Below are 4,450 nucleotides of genomic sequence, written 5' to 3'. Positions count from 1 at the left end.
AGCAGCAGGCGACGCTCGGCGACGAGCTCGAGGACTTCCTGGTCGACGCCTCGGGCGACACCCACATCGACGTCATCAAGGCCCTGCAGCTGATGAGCATGACGATCCTCGCGGACGAGCACGGCGGCGCCGACCCGTTCGCGGTCCTCGAGTACGCGCTCGACCCTGACGCGACCGACGACGTGCTGCTGGTCAACCTCGCGTCCGACGGACGCGTGCAGTCGGTCACCAGCGCCGACTGATCCGTGCAGACCTTCCTGCCCTACGCCTCGTTCGTCGACTCGGCCCGCGCTCTCGACCTCAAGCGCCTGGGCAAGCAGCGGGTCGAGACGTTCCAGCTGCTGCGCGCCTTGACCGTCCCCGACCACGGGTGGCGGCATCATCCCGCGGCGAAGACCTGCCGTACATCTGGCCGGTCTGACCCGAGAGCGGGCCCGGCGGTGGTGGCCGGGTGCTCCGGCCACCACGCGGGTCACACGGCTTGGGCGAAGCCCGCGTCGGCGGCCGCGATGTCCGTGGCGAGGTGGGCGAGGTGCGGCGGGATCTCGCGTCCCTTCGACACCATCGACTGGGCCCACAGGCGTCCGGCCCGGTAGGACGAGCGGACGAGGGGACCGGCGAGCACGCCGAGGAAGCCGATGCGCTCGGCCTCTTCCTTGAACTCGACGAACTCCGCGGGCTTGACCCACCGCTGCACCGGGAGGTGGCGCGGGGAGGGGCGCAGGTACTGCGTGATCGTGATGATGTCCGTTCCCGCCGCGTGCAGGTCTTCGAGGGCCTGCACGACCTCTTCGGGTTCCTCGCCCATGCCGAGGATCAGGTTGGACTTCGTGATCAGCCCGGCGTCGCGCGCCGCGGTGAGTACGCCGAGCGAACGGTCGTAGCGGAAGGCGGGCCGGATGCGCTTGAAGATGCGCGGCACCGTCTCGACGTTGTGCGCGAAGACCTCGGGGCGCGACGAGAACACCTCGTCGAGGTGCGCCGGGTTGCCCGAGAAGTCCGTCGCGAGGATCTCGACGCCCGTTCCGGGGTTCTCGGCGTGGATGCGCCGCACGGTCTCGGCGTGCAGCCAGGCGCCCTCGTCGGGCAGGTCGTCGCGGGCGACACCCGTGACCGTGGCGTAGCGCAGCTGCATCCGGGTCACGCTCTCGGCGACACGGCGGGGCTCGTCGCGGTCGTAGTCGGCGGGCTTGCCGGTGTCGATCTGGCAGAAGTCGCACCGACGGGTGCACTGGGAACCCCCGATGAGGAACGTGGCCTCGCGGTCCTCCCAGCACTCGAAGATGTTGGGGCAGCCCGCCTCCTGGCACACCGTGTGCAGCTCCTCGGTCTTCACGAGGTTCTGCAGGGCGGTGTACTCGGGCCCCATGCGCGCCTTGGTCTTGATCCACTCGGGCTTGCGCTCGATGGGCGTCTCGGCATTGCGCACCTCGAGCCGCAGCAGCTTGCGCCCGTTGGGGGCGGTGGATGCCGGCGCCCCGGGCTTTCCGGTGCCGCAGGCGCTCACGCGGCCACCGCCGCGTACTCGGCGCGGAAGACGCGCTCGATCTCCGGCACGAGGTCGGCGGGCGAGACGTCAGCGCCCACCACCTCGCTGACGGTGGTCACGCCGGCATCCGAGATCCCGCAGGGAACGATGCGGCGGAAGGCCGCGAGGGTGTTGTCGCAGTTGACGGCGAAGCCGTGCATGGTCGTTCCCTTCTCGACGCGGACCCCGATGGCCGCGATCTTGTCGACGCCGAGGGGGCGCCGGACCCAGACGCCGCTGCGCCCGTCGACGCGGAATCCCTCCACGGCGAACGCTTCGAGTGCGTCGATGAGCAGCCCCTCGAGCCGCCGCACGTGCGCCACGACGTCGATCGGCTCGGGCAGGCGCACGATGGGGTAGCCCACCAATTGCCCGGGACCGTGCCAGGTGATCTTGCCGCCGCGGTCGACGTCGATCACGGGGGTGCCGTCGTCGGGGCGCTCGTGGGGCTCGGTGCGTTTGCCCGCGGTGTACACGGCCTCGTGTTCGAGCAGCAGCAGCGTGTCGGGCCGGGTGCCCGCGACCACGTCGGCGTGGATGCGGCGCTGGTGGGCCCAGCCGTCGAGATAGGGAACGTAGTGCGGGGCGAGGCCCGCGTGGTGGATGTCGAGCATCGACCCTCCGATGTTGGATTGCGTCCAAGAATACACGCGCGTCGCCGCCGTAGGCTGACGTCGTGGCCACCGAATCGCGCAGCGGCCGTCCCCGTGTCTCCTCTCGCGAGGTGCTCGCCGAGGCGGCGTGCGAGCTGTTCCTCGAGCAGGGCTACGACGCGACGTCCGTGTCGGACATCACGCGTCGAGCGGGCGTGAGCCGGTCGAGCTTCTTCAACTACTTCGCGGCCAAGAGCGACGTGCTGTGGTCGGGGTTCGACGAGCAGGTGAGCGTCGGAGTCGCGCTGCTCCGCGACGACGCCGAGGTCGCCGCGGCCCTGGTGGAGATCGGGGCGGGGCTGCGCCCCGACGCCCTCGCGCTCGCGATCACCAACGCCGAGGCCATGGGGATCGGCGCCGAGCTGGACCGCGACCGCGCCGTCCGCCAGTTCCGACTGCAGCGCGAGATCGCCACGCGGCTGACACGGGACGGAATGCCGTCGCTGCGAGCCGAGGTACGGGCGGGCGCCTTGGCGGCCGCCGTGCTCGCGGCGGTGTGGGCGTGGGCCGACCGGACGGCCGCGGGGCATCCGCTCTCCGAGGTGCTCGCTGCGGCCCTCGCCCTCGCCGGCGACTGAGCGGCGCCGCGGTGTCGCAGCGATCCGCGTAAACTCGATTCATCATGGCGACTTTCGGCACCCTCTCCGACCGGCTCACAGAGACCTTCCGCAACCTGCGAAAGAAGGGCCAGCTCACGCCCGCCGACGTCGACGGGACGGTGCGCGAGATCCGTCGCGCCCTCCTCGATGCCGACGTCGCTCTCCCGGTCGTCAAGGAGTTCACCGCCGCCGTGCGCGAGCGCGCCCTCGGCGACGAGGTCAACCGCGCCCTCAACCCCGCGCAGCAGGTCGTTCAGATCGTCAACGACGAGCTGATCGGCATCCTGGGCGGCCAGCAGCGCCGCCTGCAGTTCGCCAAGAATCCGCCGACGGTCATCATGCTCGCCGGCCTCCAGGGCTCGGGTAAGACCACGTTCGCCGGCAAGCTCGCCAAGATGCTCGAGAAGGACGGCCACACGCCGCTGCTGGTCGCGTGCGACCTCCAGCGACCCAACGCCGTCAACCAGCTGCAGGTCGTCGCCGAGCGCGCGGGGGCCGCGATCTACGCGCCCGAGCCGGGCAACGGCGTCGGCGACCCGGTCGCGGTCGCGCGCGACGGTGTCGCGTACGCCACGCGCCAGCAGCACGACATCGTCATCATCGACACCGCCGGTCGCCTCGGCGTCGACGCCGAGCTGATGAAGCAGGCCGCCGACATCCGCAAGGCGACCCAGCCCGACGAGGTGCTGTTCGTCATCGACGCGATGATCGGACAAGATGCCGTCAACACCGCCAAGGCGTTCCAGGACGGCGTCGACTTCACCGGCGTGGTGCTGTCGAAGCTCGACGGCGACGCCCGCGGTGGCGCCGCGCTGTCGGTGGCCTCGGTCACGGGTCGCCCCATCATCTTCGCGTCCACGGGTGAGGGTCTAGACGACGTCGAGCCGTTCCACCCCGACCGCATGGCATCCCGCATCCTCGACCTCGGTGACATCCTCACCCTGATCGAGCAGGCGCAGCAGGCCTTCGACGAGGCCGAGGCGATGAAGGTCGCCGAGAAGCTCGCGACCGAGACCTTCACGCTCGAGGACTTCCTCGAGCAGATGCAGCAGATGAAGAAGATGGGCTCCATGAAGAAGATGCTCGGGATGCTCCCGGGCATGGGGAACATGAAGCAGCAGCTCGAGGACTTCGACGAGCGCGAGATCGACCGCACCGAGGCGATCATCCGCTCGATGACGCTCGCCGAACGTCGCAACCCCAAGATCCTCAACGGCTCTCGCCGCCTGCGCATCGCGCGCGGTTCGGGCATGACCGTCACCGACGTCAATCAGCTGGTCCAGCGTTTCGACCAGGCCGCCAAGATGATGAAGACCGTCGCGCGCGGCGGAGTGCCCAACATCCCCGGCATGGGTCCCGTCGGCGGCAAGCCCGGCGCGTCGAGCAAGCGCGGCAAGCAGCAGAAGGCGAAGGGGTCGCGCTCCGGCAACCCCGCCAAGCGCGCCGCCGAGAACGCCGGCATCGCGGCATCCGCCCCCGCCACCGGGTCGGGCTTCGGCCTGGGCGGAGCGAAGGCGCCGAGCGAGGCCGACCTCGCCGAGCTGCAGAAGATGCTCGGACGCGGCTGAGCCGCTCCCGAACGACCGGCGTTCGCCTCAAAGCAGGATGCCGGCGTCCTGCAGCGCCGACATGACGGTCTGCTCGATCGCGCGTTGACCGCGCGGGGTGGG

5 protein-coding genes and 1 pseudogene are annotated in these 4,450 nt (G+C 70.4%); 4 read left to right on the top strand and 2 right to left on the bottom strand.

The window, feature by feature from the left end; all coding sequences use genetic code 11:
• Both QZ433_RS11080 and QZ433_RS11075 read left to right on the top strand, forming a co-directional pair.
• A partial coding sequence (locus QZ433_RS11080) for a DUF2004 domain-containing protein (RefSeq protein WP_295783286.1) occupies positions 1–242 on the top strand: 242 nt, incomplete at its 5' end.
• Positions 243–245: 3 nt separating this feature from the next.
• Positions 246–386 (top strand): annotated as a pseudogene (locus QZ433_RS11075) (pyrimidine dimer DNA glycosylase/endonuclease V); the annotation flags it as partial.
• A gap of 86 nt (positions 387–472) precedes the next feature.
• On the opposite strand, the gene lipA reads toward QZ433_RS11075, so the two are convergent.
• Positions 473–1,507, bottom strand: coding sequence for a lipoyl synthase (gene lipA / locus QZ433_RS11070; RefSeq protein ID WP_295783283.1), 1,035 nt, complete (start codon positions 1,505–1,507; stop codon positions 473–475).
• Entirely contained in the window at positions 1,504–2,142 is a 639-nt protein-coding gene (gene lipB / locus QZ433_RS11065) for a lipoyl(octanoyl) transferase LipB (protein WP_295783282.1), read from the bottom strand. Before lipB ends, lipA begins: the two co-directional genes overlap by 4 nt.
• Positions 2,143–2,204: 62 nt before the next feature.
• Here lipB and QZ433_RS11060 point away from each other — a divergent pair, with 62 nt between their 5' ends.
• Together QZ433_RS11060 and ffh are read left to right on the top strand one after the other, a co-directional pair.
• Positions 2,205–2,759, top strand: coding sequence for a TetR/AcrR family transcriptional regulator (locus QZ433_RS11060; RefSeq protein ID WP_295783279.1), 555 nt, complete (start codon positions 2,205–2,207; stop codon positions 2,757–2,759).
• A gap of 44 nt (positions 2,760–2,803) precedes the next feature.
• On the top strand, positions 2,804–4,348 hold the full coding sequence (gene ffh / locus QZ433_RS11055) for a signal recognition particle protein (protein ID WP_295783276.1): 1,545 nt from the start codon (positions 2,804–2,806) through the stop codon (positions 4,346–4,348).
• Positions 4,349–4,450: the final 102 nt, after the last annotated feature.

It is taken from the genome of uncultured Microbacterium sp., assembly GCF_913776565.1.
Taxonomy (GTDB): Bacteria; Actinomycetota; Actinomycetes; order Actinomycetales; family Microbacteriaceae; genus Microbacterium.
Note: the sequence above shows the minus strand (reverse complement) of the source record. Positions and strands in the feature narration are given on the sequence as shown.